At 64.8% G+C, this 23,059-nt stretch carries 22 protein-coding genes and 1 pseudogene; 11 read left to right on the top strand and 12 right to left on the bottom strand.

All coding sequences use genetic code 11. The features are described from left to right. Window positions 1-6 precede the first annotated feature (6 nt). Window positions 7-467, bottom strand: a pseudogene (locus ASE49_RS14955) (cupin domain-containing protein). A 57-nt stretch (window positions 468-524) separates the two neighbouring features. On the opposite strand from ASE49_RS14955, the gene dapE reads away from it, so the two are divergent. Then, entirely contained in the window at window positions 525-1,673 is a 1,149-nt protein-coding gene (gene dapE, locus ASE49_RS14950; protein ID WP_056774514.1) for a succinyl-diaminopimelate desuccinylase, read from the top strand. Between the two features lie 74 nt (window positions 1,674-1,747). After that, on the top strand, window positions 1,748-3,067 hold the full coding sequence (locus ASE49_RS14945) for a dicarboxylate/amino acid:cation symporter (protein ID WP_056774245.1): 1,320 nt from the start codon (window positions 1,748-1,750) through the stop codon (window positions 3,065-3,067). 6 nt (window positions 3,068-3,073) lie between these two features. Here ASE49_RS14945 and ASE49_RS14940 read toward each other — a convergent pair whose 3' ends face one another. The 3 genes from ASE49_RS14940 to dapB are packed head-to-tail and all read right to left on the bottom strand — an operon-like array spanning window position 3,074 to window position 4,902. Beyond that, the gene (locus ASE49_RS14940; RefSeq protein WP_056774243.1) at window positions 3,074-3,466 is read right to left on the bottom strand and encodes a hypothetical protein; all 393 of its coding nucleotides are present in this window, start codon (window positions 3,464-3,466) and stop codon (window positions 3,074-3,076) included. A gap of 57 nt (window positions 3,467-3,523) precedes the next feature. Further along, on the bottom strand, window positions 3,524-4,177 hold the full coding sequence (nth, locus tag ASE49_RS14935) for an endonuclease III (RefSeq protein WP_056774242.1): 654 nt from the start codon (window positions 4,175-4,177) through the stop codon (window positions 3,524-3,526). Next, window positions 4,174-4,902, bottom strand: a complete 729-nt coding sequence (dapB, locus tag ASE49_RS14930; RefSeq protein ID WP_056774239.1) for a 4-hydroxy-tetrahydrodipicolinate reductase — start codon at window positions 4,900-4,902, stop codon at window positions 4,174-4,176. The genes nth and dapB overlap by 4 nt, the downstream gene beginning before the upstream one ends. A gap of 123 nt (window positions 4,903-5,025) precedes the next feature. Here dapB and ASE49_RS14925 point away from each other — a divergent pair, with 123 nt between their 5' ends. Next, window positions 5,026-5,688 (top strand): DUF2238 domain-containing protein, encoded by a 663-nt coding sequence (locus tag ASE49_RS14925; RefSeq protein WP_056774511.1) that lies wholly within the window; start codon window positions 5,026-5,028, stop codon window positions 5,686-5,688. Further along, complete coding sequence (locus ASE49_RS14920; protein ID WP_056774236.1) at window positions 5,688-6,398, top strand: NAD-dependent deacylase; 711 nt, start codon at window positions 5,688-5,690, stop codon at window positions 6,396-6,398. The genes ASE49_RS14925 and ASE49_RS14920 overlap by 1 nt, the downstream gene beginning before the upstream one ends. A 12-nt stretch (window positions 6,399-6,410) precedes the next feature. Here the strand turns inward: ASE49_RS14920 and ASE49_RS14915 are convergent, their stop codons facing one another. Together ASE49_RS14915 and ASE49_RS14910 are read right to left on the bottom strand one after the other, a co-directional pair. After that, complete coding sequence (locus ASE49_RS14915; protein ID WP_200922061.1) at window positions 6,411-7,184, bottom strand: HesA/MoeB/ThiF family protein; 774 nt, start codon at window positions 7,182-7,184, stop codon at window positions 6,411-6,413. Then, on the bottom strand, window positions 7,181-7,585 hold the full coding sequence (locus ASE49_RS14910) for a DUF983 domain-containing protein (RefSeq protein ID WP_056774233.1): 405 nt from the start codon (window positions 7,583-7,585) through the stop codon (window positions 7,181-7,183). Before ASE49_RS14910 ends, ASE49_RS14915 begins: the two co-directional genes overlap by 4 nt. A 205-nt stretch (window positions 7,586-7,790) precedes the next feature. Between ASE49_RS14910 and ASE49_RS14905 the strand changes: the two genes are divergently transcribed. Then, a complete protein-coding gene (locus tag ASE49_RS14905; RefSeq protein WP_056774231.1) occupies window positions 7,791-9,170 on the top strand; it encodes an aromatic ring-hydroxylating oxygenase subunit alpha in 1,380 nt (459 codons plus the stop codon). A 64-nt stretch (window positions 9,171-9,234) separates the two neighbouring features. Continuing rightward, complete coding sequence (locus ASE49_RS14900) at window positions 9,235-9,549, top strand: Rieske (2Fe-2S) protein (RefSeq protein WP_056774228.1); 315 nt, start codon at window positions 9,235-9,237, stop codon at window positions 9,547-9,549. Between the two features lie 47 nt (window positions 9,550-9,596). On the opposite strand, the gene ASE49_RS14895 is transcribed toward ASE49_RS14900, so the two are convergent. The 4 genes from ASE49_RS14895 to mutM all read right to left on the bottom strand — a co-directional run bounded on the left by ASE49_RS14895 (window position 9,597) and on the right by mutM (window position 13,820). Further along, a complete protein-coding gene (locus ASE49_RS14895) occupies window positions 9,597-10,448 on the bottom strand; it encodes a GGDEF domain-containing protein (protein WP_056774225.1) in 852 nt (283 codons plus the stop codon). Window positions 10,449-10,596: 148 nt separating this feature from the next. Continuing rightward, a complete protein-coding gene (dnaA, locus tag ASE49_RS14890; protein WP_056774506.1) occupies window positions 10,597-12,030 on the bottom strand; it encodes a chromosomal replication initiator protein DnaA in 1,434 nt (477 codons plus the stop codon). A 572-nt stretch (window positions 12,031-12,602) separates the two neighbouring features. Beyond that, window positions 12,603-12,863 carry a 30S ribosomal protein S20 gene (gene rpsT / locus ASE49_RS14885; protein WP_056774221.1) on the bottom strand — a complete coding sequence of 87 codons (261 nt, stop codon included), beginning with the start codon at window positions 12,861-12,863 and terminating at the stop codon, window positions 12,603-12,605. A gap of 144 nt (window positions 12,864-13,007) precedes the next feature. Then, window positions 13,008-13,820: a bifunctional DNA-formamidopyrimidine glycosylase/DNA-(apurinic or apyrimidinic site) lyase gene (mutM, locus tag ASE49_RS14880; protein ID WP_056774220.1), complete on the bottom strand. Its 813-nt coding sequence runs from the start codon at window positions 13,818-13,820 to the stop codon at window positions 13,008-13,010. 82 nt (window positions 13,821-13,902) lie between these two features. Between mutM and ASE49_RS14875 the strand changes: the two genes are divergently transcribed. From ASE49_RS14875 to ASE49_RS14860, 4 genes are read left to right on the top strand one after another with little or no spacing between them, the layout of a single operon-like run. Continuing rightward, entirely contained in the window at window positions 13,903-14,841 is a 939-nt protein-coding gene (locus ASE49_RS14875) for a DMT family transporter (RefSeq protein WP_056774217.1), read from the top strand. A gap of 10 nt (window positions 14,842-14,851) precedes the next feature. After that, the gene (locus ASE49_RS14870) at window positions 14,852-15,583 is read left to right on the top strand and encodes a class I SAM-dependent methyltransferase (RefSeq protein WP_056774215.1); all 732 of its coding nucleotides are present in this window, start codon (window positions 14,852-14,854) and stop codon (window positions 15,581-15,583) included. Window positions 15,584-15,590: 7 nt separating this feature from the next. After that, window positions 15,591-17,165 carry a 2-polyprenylphenol 6-hydroxylase gene (gene ubiB / locus ASE49_RS14865; RefSeq protein ID WP_056774213.1) on the top strand — a complete coding sequence of 525 codons (1,575 nt, stop codon included), beginning with the start codon at window positions 15,591-15,593 and terminating at the stop codon, window positions 17,163-17,165. Then, entirely contained in the window at window positions 17,132-18,307 is a 1,176-nt protein-coding gene (locus tag ASE49_RS14860) for a hypothetical protein (RefSeq protein WP_200922059.1), read from the top strand. Before ubiB ends, ASE49_RS14860 begins: the two co-directional genes overlap by 34 nt. Before the next feature lie 10 nt (window positions 18,308-18,317). On the opposite strand, the gene ASE49_RS14855 is transcribed toward ASE49_RS14860, so the two are convergent. After that, the gene (locus ASE49_RS14855) at window positions 18,318-19,424 is read right to left on the bottom strand and encodes a glycerophosphodiester phosphodiesterase (protein ID WP_056774210.1); all 1,107 of its coding nucleotides are present in this window, start codon (window positions 19,422-19,424) and stop codon (window positions 18,318-18,320) included. Between the two features lie 5 nt (window positions 19,425-19,429). Next, window positions 19,430-22,012, bottom strand: a complete 2,583-nt coding sequence (locus ASE49_RS14850; RefSeq protein ID WP_156370333.1) for a TonB-dependent receptor — start codon at window positions 22,010-22,012, stop codon at window positions 19,430-19,432. Window positions 22,013-22,345: 333 nt separating this feature from the next. Between ASE49_RS14850 and ASE49_RS14845 the strand changes: the two genes are divergently transcribed. Then, complete coding sequence (locus tag ASE49_RS14845; protein ID WP_056774209.1) at window positions 22,346-23,029, top strand: winged helix DNA-binding protein; 684 nt, start codon at window positions 22,346-22,348, stop codon at window positions 23,027-23,029. Window positions 23,030-23,059 lie beyond the last annotated feature (30 nt).

The raw sequence follows: 23,059 nt of genomic DNA, 5'->3' as shown, positions 1-23,059 counted from the left end.
CGCGTCTCAGCCGCCCTGCTTGGGCGGATAGGGCGTGCCGTCCTTGTGAAAGTAGCCGCCACGAAACTTCATGTTGATGTCGGCATAGCCGCCACCGCCTTTGGCATTGCCCGCGCTCATCGCGATGAAGGTGCAGTCGGCAGTGCTTTCGTTGATGAGGTGGTGGCCGTTCGCCACACCCATCGCCCAAGCGCACACGTCGCCGGGTTTCAGGATGGTGCGCCCCTCATCCTCCACCAGCACCGCCTCGCCGTCAGCATCACGAGAAATTCGTCCTCCTCGTCGTGCCAGTGGCGCTGGCTGGACCAGGCGCCGGGCTTGAGCACGACATGGCTGGCGCGCAGGGCGCTCAGCCCATCCGCTGGCGCCAGGCGGCAATACCAGCGGCCCTGGACGGCGGCATCGAACGGCGCCGGATAGCCGGTGGCGTTGGTTTGCGGGATGGTCGCCAGATCGAGTTTGGGCATCGGCCACTCCTTCCTTGTGTATAGCCTTCGCGCGCGGCTTGTGCGATGCGCGCTGCCATGTCCGACATCATACCCCTGGCGGCCAACGTCGTCGATCTTGCCGAGGCGCTTATCGCCTGTCCCAGCGTCACGCCGGCTACCGGATCGGTGTTCGATTGTCTGGAGAGCCAGCTGGCCCCGCTCGGCTTCGCGGTCACCCGCTTTGTAGCGGGCGAGGCGCCTGACGGGCCGGTGGAGAACCTGTTCGCGGTGCGGCGCGGTCCGGAAGGCGCGCGCCACTTCGCGTTTGCCGGCCATCTGGATGTAGTGCCGCCCGGTGACGGATGGACCAGCGACGCGTTCGCGCCCGAAAGGCGGGGCGACCTGCTGTATGGGCGGGGCGCTGTGGACATGAAGGGTTCGATCGCGGCGATGGTGGCCGCCGCCGGGCAAGTGCCGGCGGAGGCCGGGACCGTCAGCTTCGTGATCACCGGGGACGAGGAAGGCCCCGCCCGCTACGGCACGCTGGCGCTGATCGACCTGATGCGCGAACGCGGCGAAATCCCGGACTTGTGCCTGGTGGGCGAGCCGACTTCGGTGAACCGGCTGGGCGATGTGATGAAAGTGGGCCGGCGCGGGTCGGTCAACATCTGGATCGACGTGGACGGCGTGCAGGGCCACGTGGCGTACCCGCATCTGGCCGACAACCCGATTCCCAGGCTGGTGGCGATCCTGGCCGAGCTGGACGCGCTGGTGCTGGACGAGGGCACTGACTGGTTCCAGGCCAGCAATCTGGAGATTACCGACGTGTCGTGCGGCAATCCCACCACCAACGTGATCCCGGCCAGGGCCGCCGCGCGCGTGTCTATCCGCTTCAACGACCTGCATACCGGACAGGGGCTGGCGGACCGGGTGGCGGAGATCGCCCGGCGCCACGGCGGCAGCGCCCGCGCGGTCATCTCCGGCGAGGCGTTCCTGACCCAGCCGGGTGCGTTTTCCAGTATCCTCGCCGATGCCATCCGCGCCGAGACGGGGCTGGAGCCGGAACTGTCCACCAGCGGCGGCACGTCGGACGCGCGGTTCCTCAAGGACCTGTCGCCGGTGATCGAGTTCGGCCTGTGCAATGCCACGATGCACAAGCGGGACGAGGCTGTGGCGATCGCCGATCTGGAAGCTCTGGTGGGCATTTATCGCCGGGTCACGCTGGCAGCCCTCGCCGCGCGGTAAAGACAACTGCGGCACCATCGTTGACCGGGCTGGCAACGATGTTAGGTTCTGCGGCAATTTCATTACGAGGTATCATGGGCAGGCGGCTGACGCTTTACATCCTTATCGGCATGGCGCTGGGCATCGTGGTGGGCGGGGGCATGCACGCCGTGCTGCCCGATGGCGACCCGCGGATAGCCGCCTGGGCCGATTACCTGCGCCTGCTGCCCGATGTTTTCTTGAAGCTCATCAAGATGATCCTGGCGCCGCTGGTGTTCTCCACCATCGTCACCGGCATCGCCGGCATGGGCGACAGTGCGGCGCTGGGCCGCATCGGCGGCAAGGCGCTGGGCTGGTTCCTGACGGCCAGCCTGATCTCGCTCAGCCTCGGCCTGCTGCTGGTGAACCTGTTCAAGCCCGGCGTCGGCGTGGGGCTGGAGCGTGCCAGCGACCTTGGCGATCTGGACACTGCTGAACTGAGCTTGCGCCACTTCATCCTGGAGGTGTTTCCCGCCAGCCCGATCCAGGCGATGGCGCAGAACAACATCTTGCAGATCCTGGTGTTTTCCCTGTTCGTGGGCGTGGGCCTGACCGCCATCGGTGAGAAAGGCGCGCCGATCGTGCGTGGCACGGAAGCGCTCGCCGAACTGATGCTCCAGGTGACCGGCTACGTCATGCGCTTTGCCCCGTTCGCCGTATTTGGCGCGCTGGCGGCGGTGATCGCCACGCGTGGGCTGGGTATCATCGTGACCTACGGTGTGCTGGTCAGCGAATTTTACTTCGCCATGTTCCTGTTGTGGGTGCTGCTGTTTTGCGTGGGTGGCTTGTTCCTGGGCCGCCGGGTCATCACGCTGTTTCGCTACATTCGCGAACCGCTGCTGCTCAGCTTCTCCACTGCCTCGTCCGAGGCCGGGCTGCCCAAGTTGTTCGAGCAGCTTGACCGCTTTGGCGTGCCGCGCCGGATTTCAGGCTTCATCCTGCCGCTGGGTTACAGCTTCAATCTCGATGGCTCGATGATCTACATGAGCTTTGCGTCGATCTTCATCGCGCAGGCTTATGGCATTCACGTGCCGATCGGCACCCAGATCCTGATGCTGCTGACGCTGATGGTCAGTTCTAAGGGCATCGCCGGGGTGCCACGCGCCAGCCTGGTGGTGATCGCCGCCACGCTCACCCAGTTCGGTTTGCCGGTGGAAGGCATCGCGCTGCTGCTGGGCGTCGATACATTCCTGGATATGGGCCGGTCTGCCACCAACGTGGTCGGCAATGCAGTGGCCACCGCCGTCATTACCCGTTCGGAAGGGATGCTTCAGCCGCTGATGAACCCCGATGCCGATGTGCCGCATGCGCCCGCGCACACGGCGGCGGACGGACGGCGCGGGTTGAACGTGGACCCGGCGCAGTACGACGGCTGACCGGCCTTATTTGGCCAGCTTAACCGGCACGAAAGCACCCATGCCGCAGCCGCCCATGCGCTGGTAGGATCCGCCCAGCTGCTGAAGCGGATAGATGATGTCCTGCTTGCACAGCTGAGTCAGTGAGGTTTCGTAGCTGAACGTGCCGGCTGATTTCAGGCCCGGACAGCCGTTGGGCATCGTTACGCGCCAGATCTGATTGCCGGCGCCGCCGAAGAAATCGATCGTCCGGTCATCGCGGATGCGTGTGTTGTTGAAGCGGGTGACGGACAGGCAGTCCACGGCCGCGCCGATCTGCGTGGCGGCGGGGGCGGGCGGCGGCGTGTTGGCGGGATTGTCCGGCGTGCAGGCGGCCAGCGCAAGGGGCGTAAGCAGCAGCGCGGCAGGGCGTATGTTCATGGCGCGATCCTCTCCCGTGTGCGACGTTTCGGCAGGGGTAATCGTTCCCGCCCCGCGTCAGGCCGTCGTCTTTTTCGGCTCCAGCACTTTGGCCTTGAACGCGCACAAGTCAACGACCGGGCAGCGCCAGCATTCGGGCGTGCGCGCCTTGCAGATGTAGCGTCCGTGCAGGATCAGCCAGTGATGTGCGCCCACGCGAAACGGCGCGGGCACTTTCTTTTCCAGCTGCAGTTCCACCGCCAGCGGAGTCTTCCCCTTGGCAAGACCGGTGCGGTTGCCGACCCGGAAGATATGGGTATCCACCGCGAAGGTTTCCGCGCCGAACGCACAGTTCATCACTACGTTGGCGGTCTTGCGGCCCACGCCGGGCAGCGCGACGAGGGCTTCGCGGTCTGCGGGCACCTCGCCGCCGTGCTGCTCCACCAGGATGCGCGACAGGGCGATGACGTTCTTTGCCTTGGTGTTGAACAGGCCGATGGTCTTGATGTGCGCCTTCAGGCCATCTTCGCCCAGCGCCACCATCTGCGCGGGTGTTTTAACGTCTTGAAACAGCGCGCGCGTAGCCTTGTTCACGCCGACATCGGTTGACTGCGCAGACAATGTGACGGCGACCAGCAACTGATAGCTATTGCCGAACGCCAGCTCGGTTTCCGGTGCCGGATTGGCCTCTGCCAGGCGGCGGAAGAATTCGAATATGTCCGCCTTTTTCAAAGGCCAAGCACCTGCGGCATCGTATAGCGGCCCGGCTCACGGCCCAGCAGCCACTGCGCCGCGCGCACGGCGCCCTTGGCAAAGATACCCCGGTTTTCCGCCAGGTGCGACAGGGACAACCGCTCATTGTCGGCCAGGAAATGGACGGTGTGATCGCCCGCCACGCTACCGCCGCGCAAGGAGGCGAAGCCGATCGTCCCGGCCTCGCGCTGCCCGGTAATCCCGTCGCGTCCGCGCACGGCGTTGTCCGCCAGCGGCAGCCCGCGTCCCTGTGCCGCCGCTTCGCCCAGCAGCAGCGCGGTGCCGGACGGCGCATCCACTTTCATGCGGTGGTGCGTCTCCACGATCTCGATATCCCAGTCGTCTCCCAGGCGCGCGGCGGCTTCGCGAACCAGATGCGCCAGCAGGGTTACGCCCAGCGACGTGTTGCCGGTCTGCAGCACCGGGATGGTTTGCGACGCGGCGTCTATCAGCCAGTGGTGGCGCTCTTCCAGTCCGGTGGTGCCGATGACGATGGGCACGCCCGCCGCCATCGCCGCATCAAGGTTGGCCTCCAGCGCGGCGGGGCTCGAAAAGTCGATCAGGATGTCGGCTATGCCGGCTACCGCGCTGACGTCGCCGTCCTTGTCGACGCCGCCGGTGAAATCCTCGCCCGCATCGGCAATGGCCGCCGCGATCGCCTGGCCCATGCGCCCCTGACTGCCGATAATCCCGATTCGCGCCACGTGCCGTCTCCGTTCAATGCCGGCCTCATGGCGGGGGTGGCCGGCATCCGCAAGATCGTCATCCGTTCACTGCCAGCGGCCTTCGCGCTCGACACCCGGAAATGCGGCTGTCATCGCGCCTGCATGACCCGCTATCTTCATGCCTGGCGCACCCTTTCGCAGCGCCAGTTCCTGGCCCTGCTTGTCCTGGCATGTGCCGTTCTGGCCGCGAACGTGGATCAGCCTTATCCTGCGATTGCGTGGCTGCAGCACGTGCCGACGGTGCTGCTGCTATTGGCCGCTCCACTCCTGCTGGCGCGCTGGCCGCTCTCCGACACGGCTGTGGGCCTGCTCCTGGGGTTTTGGCTGCTGCACACACTGGGCGGGCGTTACACGTATTCTAACGTGCCTTACGACGAATGGTCGCAGGCGCTGACCGGCCACACCATCAGCGGCACATTCGGGATGGCGCGCAACGGATACGATCGACTGGTGCATCTTGCCTTCGGCGTCTTGTGGGTGGCGCCCTTCGCAGAGGCGATGCGGCGCCATGCGGGGATGGGATGGCGGGCGAGCTTGTGGACCGCGTTCCTGTTCGTGGGTGCGGTCAGCGCGCTATACGAAATCTTCGAATGGGTGCTGACGATGGTGGCATCCCCTGCAACGGCGGACGATTACAACGGACAGCAAGGCGATGTGTGGGATGCGCAAAAAGATATGGCGATGGCGATCGTTGGCGCGGGCATTGCCGTGGTGTGGGTAAAACTGACGGCGAAATCCTCGTCCGTTGGCGCTACATCGCGCTGATGACGGACTATCGCAACATCGTGATTCTCACTGGCGCGGGTGTTTCGGCCGAGAGCGGGATCGACACTTTCCGCGCGGAAGGCGGCCTGTGGGAACAGCACCGCGTGGAGGATGTGGCGACGCCGGAAGCCTTTGCCCGCGATCCCGATCTGGTGCTGCGCTTTTACGACATGCGCCGCGCGGCGATCCAGACCAAGGTGCCCAACGGCGCGCATCTGGCGCTGGCCCGGCTGGATCGGGAATGGGCGGGCAACCTGCTGATCGTCACCCAGAACGTGGACGACCTGCACGAACGGGCCGGTGCGCGCCGGGTGCTGCACATGCATGGCGAGCATCTGAACGCCTGGTGCACGGCCTGCGATACGCGCCATCCCTGGCGTGGGCCGCTGATGGACCGTCCGCCGTGCCCGCACTGCGGTGCCAACGCGCTGCGCCCCGATATCGTGTGGTTCGGGGAAATGCCGTATCGCATGGACGACATCTACGCCGCGCTGGGGCAGGCGGACCTGTTCGTGTCGATCGGCACCTCGGGCGCCGTCTATCCCGCCGCCGGGCTCGTACGCGAAGCCCGCGCGCAAGGCACCGCGACGCTGGAGTTGAACCTTGAGCCCAGTCAAGGCACGCGCTGGTTCGACGAGGCGCGCCACGGTCCGGCCAGCGTCCTGGTGCCTGCCTGGGTGGACGAGGTGCTGAGCGGGCAGTCGGGGTAAGGGCAGGGCTGCTTACCGCCCCGAACCGCACCCCTTGCATTCCGGGTCCTTGGCGATCCTGAGCGGGCGCATGGACGGGGCCAGCCCGTCGATCAGGTGCAGCGTGCCGAACTGCGGCTCGCCCAAGGCTGCGTGGCCGGCCAGCAGCACCCGCATGGCGTGCATGGCGGCGAAGGTGCCCACCACGCCCACCATCGCGCCCAGCACACCGTCCGCGGCGCACGTATCGCAATCGGCCCCGTCGAAGGCATCGCCCACGAAGCAGCGATAGCAGGGCTGATCGGCCATATGCCCCGCAAAGTTCGCCACCTGGCCCTGAAAGCGTCCGATCGCGGCGGTGGTCAAAGGCGTGCCGAGGTGCACACAGGCGTCCGACACGGCCAGCCGCGTCGCGAAGTTGTCACAACCGTCGAGTACAAGATCGGCGCCGGAAAGGACGTCGCGCGCGTTGTCATCCCCCAGCCGCGCGGCGACCACATCAACCTTGATGGCCGGATCGAAGCGCTGAACCCAAAGGGCAGCGGCTTCCGCTTTTGACCTGCCGATGTCAGCGGGCGTGTAGATCGTCTGGCGTTGCAGGTTGCTGAGGTCCACCGTGTCGTCATCGACCAGCGTCAGCCGGTCGATCCCTGCGGCGGCGATGTATTGCAGGGCCGGACTGCCGATTCCGCCGCAGCCGACCAGCACCACGCGCGCGCGTGACAATGCCACCTGGCCCGTGCCGCCCACTTCGGGCAGCACGATATGCCGCGCGAAGCGGGCGAGCCGATCGGGCGACAGGCTCACGCCGCGCCGCCGTCTTCCGCTTCGGGCAGGGCCAGCCGTTCCTTGACGAAACCGTGCATGCCGAACCACCACTGCAGCGCGATCACGCCGCCTTTTGCAGGTTGCAGCATGCCCAGCATCATGGCGATGGCCAGCGGCACCAGGATCGCCATCATCGCCACAGGGCCCATATCCCAGTCCACCGACAAGGCGATGATCAGCGGCGCCATAAGGTGCCCGGTGACAAGCATGGCGATGTAGGCGGGAAAATCGTCCGCGCGCTGGGGCGTAAGGTCCAGCATGCACACCGGGCACCGTTCCCGCGGTTTGAGCCATTTGCGAAACAGGTGGCCCTTGTCGCAGCGCGGGCAGTGAGAACGGACGCCGCGCAGGAGGGCCTGGGTAAATGTGGCAGGTATCATCCCGCCCGCCTACAGCATGTACAGGCATACGAGAAGTGCGCGGATTGTCCCAGGCCCCGACGCCTTGAAATAAAAAACAGTCATGAATGATTATATCGTGATTGTCATGCCGGGATAATCATTTATGGTTCGGAGCATGGCGAGGACAACAAGTCCCGCTCGCCGGGTGAAAGCCCGGAAGATGAGAGAGGTCAGGGTCTGCGTCATGGCACATCAACCTGCGTACGATTATCGCCAAACGTGGCCGGTCAATCCCGAAGCACCTCGCGACAGCTACGAAGCCAAGGCGCCGTATGTCGACAACGGCGTGCAGCCGATCTCGCCAGAAAGGTACTGGTCGGCTGATTATATGGACGCGGAGCGCAAGCTGCTGTGGTCCAGGGTGTGGAACTGGGCAGGTCGGGAGGAAGATATTCCCGACCCCGGCGACTACATCACGTTCGAGATCGGCAAAGAAAGCTTCATCGTCACGCGCGATGACGACAATCGCCTTCGCGCCTACTTCAACGTCTGTCCGCATCGCGGCAATCGGCTGGTTTCCGATGAGGAGGGATGCCGCCCCGGTGGCTTCACGTGCCCGTTCCACAACTGGCGCTTCGGGCTCGATGGCAAGATCGCGCATGTCACGGACCGAGAGACTTTCCGGCCGGAAGCATTGTGCCGGTCGATGGATCTGGTGGAAGTGCGCTGCGAAAGCTGGGAAGGCTTCATCTTCCTCAACATGGACCGCGAAGCCAAGCCACTGCTGGAATACCTTGGCCCGCTGGTGGACCACGCAAAACCCTATCGGCTGAAGGACATGCGCATCATGCGGCGTGTGCAAGCGGTTTGGGAGTCCAACTGGAAGGTGGCGGTGGACGGCTTCAACGAGGCGTATCACGTGCACGCCATACACCCCCAGATCCTGCCGGTGTTCAACGACTACAATGCGCAGATCGATCTGTATCCCAACGGCATGAGCCGGATGGTGACCAAGTTCGCCACGCAAAGCCCGCGCATGGATGCCGATGGCCTCAATCCGGGGCTGCGCGCCACGATGATCGAGGTCGGTCTGGACCCGGACAGTTTTGCCGGCACCAAGGATGATGTGCGCCAGGCCATTCAAAAAGCGAAGCGCCAGCGGGCCGAGCGGCTCGGGCTGGATTTCTCCGGCTTTCTCGACAATCAGCTTACCGATGACTGGAACTACGACATTTTTCCCAACATCCAGCTGGGGATACATCCGGAAGGTGTGTCGATGCTGTATTTCCGGCCCCATCCGCATGATCCGCGCAAGTTCATCTTCGATGTCATCGTCATGATGCCGCCGCAGGAAGACGCGCAGATTCTGCCGCCAGCGTACATGGGGCTCCCCGAAGGCTGGGACATTTCCGGCCGAGAAAAGGCTGAAATCCAGCACATCGATTGGCGTGAAGGCGGTTTGGGTGAAGTGTTCGACCAGGACAGCAGCCTATTTGCCGAAGTCCAACGGGGCATAGAAAGCATGGCATTCAAGGGGTCGATCCTGTCCGAACAGGAGCAGCGGATCGGCCATTTCCATGCCGAGCTGGATCGCTACATCGGCCAGCCTGGCGCGCAGGGCTGACCGTTCAGATATCGCAAAAGGGGCATGATCGGCGGCCTCGTCAACATAAGAGGCATCGTGGAACATGGCGCGGCATCGCATAGCATCGCTGACGGACGTTCCAGAAAATGGCGGCAAGGCGTTCGATATCGGCGGAAAATCGGTGCTCGTCTGCCGCACGCCGCTTGGCGTGTTCGCGATGGACAACATGTGCAGCCACGCGTTCGCCTATCTTGAGGGTGGCAAGGTCAAAGGGCCGCACATCTTCTGCCCGCTGCACGGTGTTCGCTTCGACATGAGGGACGGCACGCCGAGCGGCACGCTGACGCGTAAACCGATCCCGGTCTATCCGGCGATCATCGAAGGCGACGATGTCTGCGTAGAGCTGCCTGAGGCCTGATCCGATCCGTTGCATTGCCGGACGTTCATCGCGCCTGCGCCACTGCCCTACGAGTCGATAACGTGGACCTGATTGCGCCCCGCGTTCTTGGCGGCATAGAGAGCCTCGTCCGCCTGCTTGGTGGCATCCGCCAACTGCGCAAAGCTGCGCACCGGCGCCAACCCGCAGGAGAACGTGACTGCGCGGTCCTCCACGCCCAGGCCCTTGTCCAGCGCCACTGTGGCGCGCAGGCGTTCCATCACCAGGCGCGCTTCGTCCAGCGTCGTATGGGGCAGCAGGACGGCGAATTCCTCCCCGCCCCAGCGCGCGGCGATGTCGCTGCGGCGCAAGTGATCCTCGATTCGCTTGGCAAGCGAGCGGAGCAACGCATCCCCGGTATCGTGCCCGAAATCGTCGTTGATTGTCTTGAACCGGTCGATATCGATGATCGCCAGCACTGCGTTGCCGCGGCTGCGCAGCACTTGTTCGGCGGCATCCAGAAAGCCGCGACGGTTGCGGATGCCGGTCAGGGGATCACGCTCGGCCGCGTCGGTCAGGCGCTCGATGGGGGCGGCGGATTCGTTGGCGGCGGTGGCGACGCCGTCAAGCAGGCGGCCCACCAGATCGTTTGCCCCTTGGGGGACTACCGGCACGCGCTCACCAGTCTGGATCGCCTGAAGCATGGCGGTTGCCTGTGACAGCGGCGCCAGCAGGGCATGGATCGCGGCGAGGCCCAATCCGGTGCCGATGAGTGTTGCCACCAGCAGCGTGACCAGCGTGGTCAGCTGCCATTGGCCGGTGATCGCCTGAAGTACGATGCAGGCGATCAGGGGGACGTGAACGGCCCCGAAGCAGACGAACAAGATGCGATGTTCGAAGCTGCGCGGGAACAGGAACGTGGTGGCTCGATAAAAGCGCATGACGAAGCAGGCCCTGGCATTGAAACGAAACGGGAAACGCGTGTGCGTTTGCTCGACGCTACGGCCACGGCCTTATCTAATCGTTAATTTTTTGCCGTAAACCGCTCAGCCGAGCGCCGGACGGTATGCGCCAGAAACCAGCGGGAAATCAGCTTTCCAGCTGGCGCAGCAGCGAGCGCACGTCACCGTCCATATCGGCATCGCGGGTGCGCAGTTCCTCGATCAGGCGGACCGCATGGATGACGGTGGAATGATCGCGGCCACCGAACTTGCGACCGATTTCCGGGTAGGAGCGCGGCGTCAGCACTTTGGCGAGATACATGGCCACCTGACGCGGCCGCACGACCGCGCGGGCGCGGCGCTTGGAGCTCATCTCGGTGCGATCGATGCGGTAGAACTGGCAGACCGTCCGCTGGATCTCGTCGATCGTGATCCGGCGACGGTTGGCCGACAGGATGTCGGTCAGTTGTTCCTCGGCCAGCTGCAGCGAGACCGCTTGGCCGGTGAGCTGGGCGTAGGCGATCAGCTTGTTGAGGCCGCCCACCAGTTCGCGCACGTTGCGATTGATGGTGCGGGCCAGAAATTCGATGACGTCTGCGGGCACCTGGATCGAGGCGAAGCGCTGCAGGCGGCTTTCCAGTATCGAGCGGCGCAATTCGATATCGGCTGGCGCCATGTCGGCCACCAGCCCCATCGACAGGCGCGAGAGCAGGCGTGGCTCCACGCCGTCCAGCGCTTGCGGCGCACGGTCGGCGGCGAATACCAGGCGCTTGCCTTCCTGCAGCAGCGCATCGATCGTGTAGAGCAGTTCTTCCTGCGCGCTGGCCTTGCCGATGATGAACTGGATGTCGTCCACCAGCAGCAGGTCGAACCCGCGCAGGCGTGACTTGAACTCGATCATCTGGTTCTGGCGCAGAGCCTGCACGAACTCCACCATGAACCGCTCTGCCGAGCAGTAGAAGATGCGCGCATGCGGATGGGTGGCGAGATAGGCGTGGCCGATCGCGTGGAGCAGGTGGGTCTTGCCCTGACCTGTCGCGGCCTTGAGATACAGCGGCGAGAACTGCGGCGTTTCGGTGGCGGCCATGCGCTGCGCGGCGTTGCAGGCCAGCACGTTGGAGGTGCCGGTGACGAAGCTGGTGAAGGTTTGTGATGCGTCGATCCCGGCAGGGCCCTGGCCCAGCGCCGCGAACGATTCGCCCGCCAGCGCGATGCCCAGCGGGTCTGTCCCGCCGTTTGCCGAATCGTTGGCCGGCGCGCTGGCCGGACGGCCACCGTTGCCAAGCCGCAGCTCAGGCAGCTGTCGGCGGCCGGGGTGCACCAGGATACGCACGTGCCGCACGTCGGGGCGCGCGATCTTCCAGGCGAGCGACAGACGGTCCGCGAAGCGGTCGTTCACCCAGTTCGCCGAAAATTCGGTGGGGAGATACAAGTCCAGCGTGCCGGTTTCCTTGCACCAGTTGCCCGGCTGGATCGGCTTGATCCACTGGCTGTGGGCCTGGTGGCCCAGATCCTTGCGCAGGCCTTGGCTGATGTCTGCCCAGTCTGCCGCCAGATTAACGGCTTCCTGATCTTCTTCCATCGCCACACGTACCGCCTTCGTCTTCTTGTTCACACTTGCGCCTTCAGCCCCATCTTCCGCGGCGAGGTATATCAGGGGCTGACCTGTTGACGTATTCGACATCGCTATCAACTCCCTGTCTCGTGTGCGGGGCAACGGTGTGGTTGCCCGATGGTTGCGGAAGCCTGAATCCCAGCAAAAATCAGCGTAAAACGATCCTCAACCGCGAACGTGCGTTCTCGGCCGGTACGTCAGGATTGATGCTGTTCCCCAAGCCGTTCCGCACGGCTCGAGGCTCTGTATGAACCGCATCGCCGCGCAGGCAATACGGTCCTCCCCAAATAAAAAAAATTATGACGGTTGACTCACGCGGGAGTGGCGCAAATCCGTCGTCGAACTGTAATGTTGTTTAGAATCAAAAAGTTCCGCGCCGCAGCAGTTCGAATCGCAGCATTTCCGCCGATTACCGCGATGGGTTGCTGCACCGCAGCACAAACGAAAACGGAGCCGGGATCGACGACCCCGGCTCCGTTCCTGTTCCGTACCTTGCGCAAGCTTTCGAAAACTCGCGTAAGAAGCGAATCACTCGCTGATCAGAGCGAGGATACCCGCTTGGTCAGACGCGACAGCTTGCGCGACGCAGTGTTCTTGTGAAGCACGCCGCGCGCCACGCCGCGTGCCAGCTCGGGCTGCGCTTCCTTCAGCGCGGCCGCAGCGGCATCCTTGTCGCCACCAGCCAGAGCCGTCTCGACCTTCTTGATGAAGGTACGGATGCGGCTGACGCGGTTGGTGTTGATCTCGGCGCGGCGATCGTTGCGACGGATGCGCTTGCGGGCTTGCGGCGTATTGGCCATCGAATTTCCTCTGTGTGGCGCCCCAACAGTTGACTGGGCCGCCGATGTCTGACGAATCTGCTTTGGCGAGCAGGACTCGCCGGAAAGCGCGCCCCTTAGCGATGAAGGCCGTTTGCGTCAACCCGGAGGGGCGGCGCAAAGCCCCTATTTCTGGCATTTGCGGCACCAGAAGGTGCTGCGCCCGCCCTGTACGAACCGCTGCACCGGCGCGCCGCAGGCGCAGGCAGCGCCTTCGCGGCCATAGACCTGCCAGGATGCGGCGAAATAGCCAAGTTCGCCGTTGGGCTGGGCATAGTCGCGGATCGTGGAGCCGCCGGCCGCAATCGATTCGGACAAGACCTCGCGGATTGCCGGCACCAGCCGTGCCAGGGCCGGGCGTGTGACGCGGCCCGCCGCCTTGTCTGGCCGGATGCCGGACCGGAACAGCGCCTCGCACACATAGATGTTGCCCAGCCCTGCCACGATCGTCTGGTCGAGCAGCATCTGCTTTACCGGCGCGGTGCGCCCGGCGAACGCAGTGTACAGGTGGCCGCTCGTCAGCCCGCTGCCCAGCGGCTCAGGGCCAAGCGAGGCGAACGGGCCCCAGCTATCCAGCGCGCCGGTGGGCACCAGGTCGACAGAGCCGAACCGCCGCGCATCGTTAAGCGCCAGAACGTGGCCGCCCGCCGTTTCCAGCAGCAGATGATCGTGCTTGTCCGGCGTTTCGGGCTCGATGCGCCAGCGGCCGGACATGCCCAGGTGGAACACCATGGTCTGGTCGCGGTCGGTATGGATCAGCCCGTATTTGGCGCGTCGCCCCATCGTGGTGACGCGCGCGCCGGTCAGCGTCTGCACCAGATCGGGCGGGAACGGGCGGCGCAGGTCCGGGCGGTTTACCACGACACGCGCAATCCGCTCGCCTTCGAGAAAGCGGGCAAGGCCGCGCACCGTGGTTTCGACTTCGGGAAGTTCGGGCATGTTGGCTATGACATAGGGACACACGCGCGGCGCAGCCAGTCCAGTCTCGCCATTGTGCGCCGGTGACGCTAGGCGGGGCGGCATGTCCCAACCGCGTTCCACCACCCGCGCCCTGTTGCTGCTTGGTCTCGTCATGCTGTTTTGGGCAGGCAATTCGATAACCGGGCGCGCCGTGCGCGATGTGATCCCGCCCTTTACCCTGGCATTCGGGCGCTGGCTGATCGCCGCGATCATCATCGCCCCGTTCGCAGCGCGTACCGCGTGGCAGCAGCGTGCGGCGGCGATGGCGGGGTGGCGCTGGATCGCCGCGCTGGGGTTTCTGGGCATCGTGTGCTTCAACGCCTTCATCTACTCAGGCCTGCACCACACCAGCGCGGCCAACGCGCTGCTGCTGCAGGCCGCGATCCCGGCGCTGGTGCTCGTGCTCGACCGTGCGCTGTTCAAGACGCGGGCGGTGCCGATCCAGGTCGCGGGCGTGCTGGCATCCACCCTCGGCGTGGTGCTTATCGTGTTTCGCGGTGACCTCTCCGCGCTGTCCGGCCTGCACCTGGGCGCGGGCGATGCACTGGTGTTGTGCGGCGTGCTGGTCTGGGGCCTTTATACTGTGCTGCTCAGGAAGAAGCCGGCGATCGGGCCGGGGGCGTTCCTGTTGCTGGTCTTCATCCTTGGCGCGGCGGCGATGGCTCCGCTGGCCGCGTGGGAATGGGCGCATGGTCAGCGCGTGGTGTGGAGCGCGGGCACTATCGCCGCGTTCGCCTATGTCGGCATATTCCCCTCCGTATTGGCCTATTTCATCTACAATTCCGCCACCGCGCAACTGGGCGCGGCGCGGGCGGGCCAAGCGATCACGCTGATGCCGCTGTTCGGCGCGCTGCTGTCCGCGCTGCTGCTGGGCGAACGGCTGGAGCGCTACCACTATTTGGGCATGGCCGCGATCCTGGCCGGGATCATACTTTCCGCTCTGGCGTTGCGGGGTGAGGCGAACAAAACTTTGGTGGCGCCCCGGCCCCCCGCCGGTTAGAGGATCACGCATGAGCGATACCGTTTCCTTCGGCTACGAAGATGTCCGTCCCGAAGAGAAGGAAGAGCGCGTAGGCGCTGTCTTCTCCTCCGTTGCCCGCAAGTATGACATCATGAACGACGCGATGTCGGTGGGTATGCACCGTTTGTGGAAGGACAAGTTCGTGCGCCGCGTGAAACCGCGCGCGGGTGAGCAGATCCTCGATATGGCGGGCGGCACCGGCGACATCGCGTTTCGCATGGAGAAGGACGGCGCGCACGTCACCGTGTCGGACATCAACCAGGACATGCTGGACGTGGGCATAGAGCGGGCGATGGAGCGCGGGATCGACACGCTGGTCTGGTCGCGCCAGAACGCCGAGGAACTGACGTTCGAGGACCGCGCGTTCGACGCCTACACGATCGCTTTCGGCATCCGCAACGTCACGCACATCGACAAGGCGCTGGCTGAAGCGCACCGCGTGCTGAAGTACGGCGGGCGCTTTTTCTGCCTGGAATTCTCGACGACCGAGTGGCCCGGCTTCAAGGACGTGTACGACGCCTATTCGCACAAGCTGGTGCCCAAGCTGGGCAGCATGATCGCGGGCGATGCCGAATCCTACCGCTACCTGATCGAATCGATTCGCCGCTTCCCGCCGATGCCGCAATTCGAAGGCATGATCCGGGCCGCCGGCTTCCGGCATACCAAGGTGGAGCCGATCCTGGGCGGCCTTGTGGCCATTCATTCGGGGTGGAAGGTCTGACACCCCGGTGACCTCCGCCGTCACGCACATCACCCGGCTGCTCAAGTGGGGCCGCGTTCTGGCGCGCCACGGTGCGCTGCGCGGGATCGAGAACGATCGCAATGCGCCTGGCCCGGTCAAGCGCTTGTGCCGGATCGCACGGTTCGGTGCGCGCGTGCCGGCAGAGCCGGATTACGCCGGCGCGTTCGAATCCATCGGTCCGGCAGCGATCAAGCTGGGCCAGGCGCTGGCAACCCGGCCCGATCTGGTCGGTGAGGGCCCCGCGCGCAATCTGCTGAGCTTGCAGGACAGCCTGCCGCCGGTGGACTTCGGGCAAATCCGCCACCAGATCGAAACCACGTTCGGTCGTCCGCTAACCACCTTGTTCGCCTCCATCGAGGAAACGCCGGTTGGCGCGGCCTCGATCGCGCAGGTGCACCGTGCGGTGACGCTGGATGGGCGCACGGTTGCGGTCAAAGTGCTGCGCCCCGGTATTCGCGAGCAGTTCACGCGCGATGTGGAAACGTATGAGTGGGCCGCCGCGCATCTCGAAGCGCTGGGCGGGGAGGCATCGCGTCTGCGCCCGCGCGCGGTGATCGCCAACCTCAAGCGCTGGACGCTGCGCGAATTCGATCTGCGGCGCGAAGCGGCTTCCGCCTCGGAACTGGCCGACGCGATGAAGGGGATCGACGATTACCGTGTTCCCGCCATCGACTGGGACCGGACCAGCGGCGCGGTGATGACGATCGAGTGGATCGACGGCATCAAGATGAGCAACCTGTCCGGCTTGCGCGAGGCGGGGCACGATCTGCCGGCACTGGCGCGCAGGCTGGTGCTGACGTTCCTCATCCAGGCGATTTCCTGCGGGTTTTTCCATGCCGACATGCACCAGGGCAACCTGTTCGTGCGCGGCGCGCCCGGCAAGGCGACCATCGTTGCCATCGATTTCGGGATCATGGGCCGGATCGACCGTCAGGCCCGGCTGTGGCTGGCCGAGATTCTTTATGGCCTGACGACCGGTAATTATCGCCGCGTCGCGGAAATCCACTTCGAGGCGCAGTACGTGCCCAGCTATCACACGGTGGACGATTTCGCGACCGCGCTGCGCGCGGTGGGCGAACCGATGCGCGGCAAGGCGGTGTCCGAACTGTCGGTCGGAGCCATGCTGGACGGGCTGTTCGCCATCACCCGCGATTTCGACATGGCCGTGCAGCCCCATTTGCTGCTGCTGCAAAAGACGATGGTGATGGTCGAAGGGCTGGCCACCGCGCTCGACCCGCAGATCAACATGTGGGACGTGTCCGGCCCGTTCGTGAAGGACTGGATCCGCGACGAGCTGGGGCCAGAGGCGATGATCGTCGATCGCCTGCGTACCGATGTGGACACCTTGCTGCGCCTGCCCGCGCTGGTGCGCCGGATCGAGGAACGCTTCCCTGCCAAGGGCGGCGCGCCCGAACAGGCGCCGCTGCCCAAAGTGGACCTGATCTGGGATCGGCGCCGGTCTCGTAAACGCGAAAGTAACCACTGGAGTGGTTATGCTCTGGCCGCAATCCTGGGGGGCGGCATCGCGTGGGGCCTGACGTACTGGACACTTCTTCACTGACATCCCCGGCTGGCGGCTGGCTGTCGCGTCTGTCGCCTGCATGGGCGCGCGCCGCGCTGGTGCTGCTGCTGGCCGTGCTGATCGCGTCCATGATATTCCCCACCAACAAGCCGGGCAACCGCTCGCCTTGGCAGGGGGCAGTCGAAGGCCCGGTGGATACGGCGGGCCACGCAGTCAACACCGCGAAGACGCCGTACGACGAAGACATCGCGCTGTATGAGGTGGCGATCGCGCGGATTGCCCGCGGCGAAAACTATTACGACTTCATCGTGCCCGAACAGCGTGCGCGCAACTACCCGGTGAACCCCGCCATCGCCGTGCGCCTGCCGACGCTAGCTTATCTCGACGCCTGGCTGGGCAAGACCGGGCAGGTGGTGGCCGCTATTGCGCTGATGCTGGCCATCGTAGCGGTGTGGTGGCGCCGGCTGGGCGAGCGGCCGGAAGATCGCGGGCGGCTGCCGCGCATCGGCACCGCGCTGGTGTTCGTGGGTGCATCGCTACAACTTAACCGCCATTATTTTCCGCTCCATGAACTGTGGTCCGGTGGACTGCTGGCCCTGTCTTTCGGGTTGCACCGGCCTGGCAGGGACGGGCAGGGTGGGCGCTGGATAGCGGCCTTGTGCGCAGCTGCGCTCGCGCTCGCCATCCGCGAACTGGCGCTGCCGTTCGTGCTGCTGATGGCGGCCTTTGCGGCCTGGAACCGCAACTGGCGCGAGGCGGCGGCGTGGATCGCACTCATCGTGGTGTTCGCCGCTGGTCTCGCTTGGCACCTGTCGCTGGTGGAGCAGCATGTGCTGGCGAACGAGCGGCACAGCCCGCCGTGGCTGGTGATGCGCGGGATGACGGGTTGGCTGGCCAACGTCGTGCAATCCAGCAACTTGCGCTGGCTGCCGCATTTTCTGGCCGGCCCGGCGGTTGTTCTGATGACGTTCGGCTGGCTGGGCTGGCGCAGCCGCTCCGGCTTGTTCGGGTTCCTGCTGTGCGCAGGCTACGGCTTTGCCTTCATGATCGCGGGGCGGTGGGACAACTTCTACTGGGGCGCGATGATCGCCCCCGCCATGTTCGGCGGTCTGGTATTCGCGCCACGGGCGCTCGCGCAAGTGTGGCGGGCCGCTATGTCAGTGTCGGCTGCCGCGCGCTGAAGGCTTTGCCTCATCCCTCAAATTGTTTGACCGCCTCGCGTCCCAGTTTGGGGTCGTCGGTGAAAAAGCCATCGAGGCCCTCGGCAAGATAGCGCCGGATTTCAGCGATACTGCCGGTCGGGTTGCGCGCGGCTGGGCCGGCATTGTCGCGGAAATCGGCAGCGAGGAAGCTGTTCTCCGGGCGGAAAGTCCAAGTGCCGGCCAGAAGGCCCGCGCGCTGTGCTGCTGCGGCGAGACCCGTCGAGGCGCCGAGCCGGCCTGCGGCGTCGAGCGGGATGTAGGCGCGGACCTGGGGGGCCAGCCAGTCGGCATACGTCGCGATTTCCGCCAGCCCTTCGGGCGTTAGCATCTGCGCGTACGTGCCCTTCCAGCCAGCCGCGACCAGATCGTAAGGGGCGTTCTGCGGCGCTTCGATCAGCTGCATGAGCTGGACGTTGGCAAAGCCGGCCACTTTCGGGCGCAGCGCCTTCAGGTTGCCGACCTCGAACGACTGGATGACCAGCGGTGCGCGGCGCAGGTAGCCGCCCAGGCCGATCATCGCCAGCAGGCGCGGTTCCAGCGGCAGACCGATGCCGGCGAAGTACGTGCCGTGCTTGATTTCGGGGATCAGCCCGATTGGCCGCCCGCGCGCTGCCGCTTCGGCAGCGGCAAAATCGACGATTTCCTCGAACGTGACGATCTGGAACGCCCCGTCGTAGGAATGGCTTTGTGTGCGCATGCCGGTAAGCCGTTCACGCGCGCGCAGCTGCTTGAGTTCGGCCAGAGTGAAGTCTTCGGTGAACCAGCCGGTCACCGCCTGCCCGTCGATCGTCTTTTGCGTGCGGCGGCTGGCGAACTGCGGGTGCGCGGCCACGTCGGTAGTTTCCGCGATGTTGTTCTCGTGCCGGGCAACCAGCACGCCGTCCTTGGTCGCCACCAGATCAGGCTCGATGAAGTCCGCGCCGTCCTCGATCGCCTTGGCGTACGAACCGATCGTGTGTTCGGGCCGCAGCGCCGAGGCGCCGCGGTGGCCGATCACCAGCGGCGCGCCCTGGCGCCGGGGCGCGGCGGTTGCCGGAAGCGCGGCGGCGCAGGCCAGGGCCGCGCCGCCGATCAGTGTACAGCGCCTTGAGAACATGACGCTCAATAGGCCGCCGAAAGCGTCAGGAACCACTGGCGCGGCGCGATCGGATACGCCGAATAGCTGTTTGTGGCCGATCCGATCGACAGTGTCGACACGCCCTTCTTGTCCGTCAGATTGGTGACGTTGAGCGCAAGTTCCACCTTGTCCAGCGGCAGCGTGCGGTCCGGCACTCGCGCGGCGACGCGCAGCGAGGTCAGGAAGTACGAGGAGACGCTGGTGTCGTTGGTATAGGTGGCGAAGCGGCGGCCCACATAGTCCCCGATCGCCTGCACTTCGATAGGGCCAACGTCCAGCGTCGCGACCGTCTTGTTCATCCACTTCGGCGTGCCGGGAAGCTGCTTGCCGCACGTCGGCACGACGCCGCCGGTCACTATGAAGCCGCCGATGCAGGTGTTAGTGGCCGCGCCGATGCCCAGCGCGGTTGAGGTGTAGTCGTTCTGGTACTTGGACAGATTGTACGAGACGGCGTTGTAGAGCGAGAACTTGCGCCCGATGCGCAGCGTGATCGCGGCGTCAACGCCGTTGGTCTTTACGTCGCCGACATTCACCAGTGTCGAGGTGCCGCCGGTGATGCCGCTGCCGGCGATCCCGCCCGGGTTGGTCGGGATGGCGAGCAGGCGGTTGCTGAAATCGACGTGGTAGTAGTTGATCTGCGCCTGGATCGCCACGTCGTTGGCAAACGTGCGGCTGGTGCGCAGGCCTGCTTCGTAGCTCCAGCTGGTCTCGGGCTTGCCCTCATCGGCAAAGGCATCGAACGCGGCCTGGCTGCCAGTGAACCAGGGACCGCCACCGCCAGCGAGATAGGCCTGATACTGGCGCAGGTTCTTCTGGACGTTGAAGTAGACCTGCTCATGTCCGTTGAAATCATACGTCGCGCCGAAGGCGGGCAGGAACCAGTTCTTGGTGTTGATCTTGCCTTCCGGCAGCGCGGTGGTGCCACCCAGCGAACCGACGCGCGGCTGCACCGGGAAGCGGCCGCTGGCCCACTGCGCGCTGGTCTTGAAGCCACCTTGCACCAGCAGCCTGTCGGTCGCCTGCCAGGTGTCCTGAAGGTGCAGCTGCAACTGGTTGATCCGCGCTTCGCCCTGATACTGCGTGAACAGCGGGTCCAGCACGTCGGCGGGGCGCACGTAGGGCGTGCTGAGCGAAGAATCGGACACCGGTACGGCATACCAGCGGCGCCACTGCGTCGTGCTGTTGTGCTCGAACCAGCCGCCGAACTCGATCTTGTGCGCGCCAAGGTCGATATTCATCGCCGAGATCAGGCCTTCACGATCAATGCGGTATTCGGTGGTGCGGGTGATCATGCCCGAACCGCCCGTAGCCGCCACCAGCGCAGCGCCGGACGCTGCCGCCTGGGCGTTGGTCAACGCCGTGCAGGCAGAGGGGCGCACGCCGTTGTTGTTGGCGGTGAACCGGCAGTTGGTCGGCAGGGTCGCGTAGTTGGGATCAAGATAGGCTTGCGCGGTCGTGATAGACTGGCCGAGCGGGCCGGCTACCACGCCGGCACCGTCGTTGTGGTGATAATAGCCGGTGTTGGACCAGGTGATCTTGTCGGACAGGTGTGCGTCGTAGCGCACGTAGCCCAGATAATCGGTGCGCTGCGCGTCCGAGTAATAGTTGCGGTAATTGCTGCCAGCCGCCGCAGGGGAGTTGCCCAGCGCGCTCAGATAATTGGTCCGGTAGCCGTCGAAATCGGGATAGAAGAACGGCTTTGTATAGGGCGTGAACAACTGCACGGCGGTGGCGGTGCCACCTGCGGAGGGCTTGAAGAACACGGTCGCATCCTCGTTGGGCTGCGTCATGTCGTTGTAGTCGAAATAGAGCGTCAGCTTGCCGGCATCGTCGTCGTGCACGAACTTCGCGTTGGCCTGCCAGCCCTTCTGGATGCCGTTGAAGTCCCAGGCGCGTGCCCGCTGCCGCACGCCGGAGATATAGCCCGAATTGCCGCCGCCCAGATCGCCGCTGTCGATGCGCAGATAGGTGCGCGACGTGTCGTAGCTGCCCACCGTCTGCGCACCGCGGATGCTGAACCGGCTGAGCGGGTCGGACGAGAAGGTTTCCACCGTGCCGCCCAGGTTGCTGTTCGAAGGGGTCGCCAGATCGCCGGCGCCGGTCGCCACGACGACCCGGCCCACGTTCTCCGAAATCACCGCGCGCTGGGGGGACAGGCCGTTGTAGTTGCCATAGCTCTGATCGCCCAGCGGAATGCCGTCCATCGTGTAGCCAAGCTGGTTGCCGGCGAACCCGTGGATGAAGATCTGCGCGTTCTGCTCGTTGTTGCCCCACGGATCGGCCGTGATGTACAAGACGCCAGGCAGCGTCTGGATCGCCTTCAGCGGCGAGACGCCGGGCAGGATCTTCTGGATTTCCGCGTCCGAAATCGCCGTGGCGGACCGGGTGCTCTTGGCGCCGGTGACAATGATTGCACCGCCGCTCAACGTGTCGTCAGCCGCCGGAGCCGCGTCCGCTGTCGCGGCATCTTCGCGTGCCATTACCTGCGTTGCCGAGCACACTGTAAGCGCGGTGCCAGCGAGCATTGCCCAGCGCGCGGCCTTGGCCGTCGATCGAATTGCCATCATGTAAATGTGCCCTGTGAATCTCGCATGGTCGCACCCATGCTGGGCGTCGGTTAGGCAAGGATCGTGGCAGTTTGACTTAACTTTGATGACAGTACGAATTCATGCACAAAGTTGCGTGGCCATCTCTGTTCTGGCGAACGCAATTCCTTGCGCGGTTGCCCCCTTTGGGCAGCCGAAAGACAGCGGCCGATGCCGATATATGTGCACATCATCTGAAAACGCGCCGTTGCGTGCACCGCTACAGTTTGAAAATCGGATGCACTGGGCGTATCTCTCCAGTCAGGTTTTGCGAGCAATTCGCTGTGCACCTTTACATGAAAAGATGGATCGACGATGGCCGGGAATGCGGATCAGGACGAGCAAACCAAGAATCTCCTGCTCAAATCGCACCTTTCTCCCGGCGAGGCCGAGCGTGAATTTCACGAGTTTGAATTTGCGCTGCACCACATTTCCGAGGCGTTTGCGCGCTGGTCGTCGTCCGTCCACGAATTCGTGAGTGGTGAATATCTGGCGCAACCCGACGTTTCCGTTCTGCAGCTCATTCGCATGAACGAGGAGCCCAAGAGCGCGGCGGACATCGGGCGCTACCTGAACCGGGACGATTCCTCCAACATCCTGTACGCCCTGCGCAAGCTGGAGAAAGCGGGCCTGATCGAGAAGGGCGATGGTCCCTTGCGGCAGACGACTTACCGCGTGACCGACCGGGGGATGGAACTGACCGACCGTTACGCGAAAGTGCGCAAGGATGTCCTGCTCAACACGTTGGGGACGACGTTCCAGGGCAATGAGGAACTCTCCGCCGCGATCAAGAGCATGTGGCGGATCTGCGGCCTTTACGAGCAGGCTGCGCGCTCGATCTCGGTGATGCGGGTGCTGCAGGGGGATCGTCAGGGCGAACTTGGGGAGCGTGCATCCTCCGCCAAGCCAGCATCCAAGCGCGCTGCCAAGGTGCGCGGGGCGTCCGCCGCGAAATCCAAGGCAACGGCACGCGTGCCTTTGACGGTAGAGCGCGGCTGATCCGTCATTAGGCGGCGTGGACACATTCCG

Source organism: Novosphingobium sp. Leaf2, from assembly GCF_001421325.1.
Taxonomy (GTDB): Bacteria; Pseudomonadota; Alphaproteobacteria; order Sphingomonadales; family Sphingomonadaceae; genus Novosphingobium.
Note: the sequence above shows the minus strand (reverse complement) of the source record. Positions and strands in the feature narration are given on the sequence as shown.